This is a genomic window from Oleiphilus sp. HI0043 (assembly GCF_001634935.1).
The window spans coordinates 1-961 of sequence record NZ_LWEY01000516.1; the positions used below are offsets into that span (position 1 = coordinate 1).

1 protein-coding gene is annotated in these 961 nt (G+C 44.2%); it reads left to right on the plus strand.

Annotation, left to right across the window (positions count from 1 at the left end; translation table 11 throughout):
• Positions 1-260: 260 nt before the first annotated feature.
• A partial coding sequence (nhaD, locus tag A3729_RS06400) for a sodium:proton antiporter NhaD (RefSeq protein WP_231877362.1) occupies positions 261-961 on the plus strand: 701 nt, incomplete at its 3' end.

Genomic DNA, 961 nt, shown 5'->3' on the forward strand with positions numbered 1-961 from the left:
TGATGGAAACTATCAGCCGCCTAGAGGATGAGTGCGGTAAATAGAGCGACACATCGCGACGCCCAAACTAGCCAGAACCTTTCGCTTCTGGCTAGCCGTCTCTATAAACCTTGCCTAGAATTCCCTTCCCCAAATTGATTTACGTCTAGAATCGTCTAATTAGCCCCCATACGCACATATTAAGCCTTAGAGACACTGGTCAAAACGAGATAAAGTTGTTTATCATCAACTATCCAAAAACAACAATGATTTGAAGCACTATGCTCAAGCCTCTACCCATAATCATGCCAGGCTTACGCTTTGTATTAGTAATCGCTTGCACGCTACTCGCTACCAATGCGCATAGTGAGCCACAACTGATTAAGCCCTATGATTTAAGCTCGTCATGGACTGGCTATCTGGCATTAAGCGTCTTCTGTCTCGCTTATGTTTTTGTCGTACTTGAAGAAAAAATACACCTGCGAAAGTCCAAACCAGTTCTTCTAGCCGCCTCTCTGATATGGATTATTATTGCTTTTGCGTACCACCGCTCTGGTGATAGCGAATTAATTGAGCCTGCAATCCGGCATAACTTCCTTGAATATAGTGAGCTATTTTTCTTCTTACTTGTCGCCATGACCTATATTAATGCCATGGTAGAGAGAGGGTTGTTTGATGATTTACGTTACTGGCTAATATCAAAAGGTTTTAGTTATCGCCAACTTTTCTGGTTCACAGGTTTCCTGGCGTTCGTAATTTCACCGATCGCAGACAATCTAACTACCGCACTTATACTTTGCGCCGTCGTTATCGCTGTCGCAAATGGTAAGTCTAACTTCGTCTCGGTCAGCTGCGTTAACATTGTTGTCGCAGCAAATGCCGGTGGCGCATTCAGCCCCTTCGGCGACATCACCACGCTAATGGTCTGGCAAAAAGGTATTATCGAATTCAGCGATTTTTTTGCACTCTTTCTCCCCTCCTT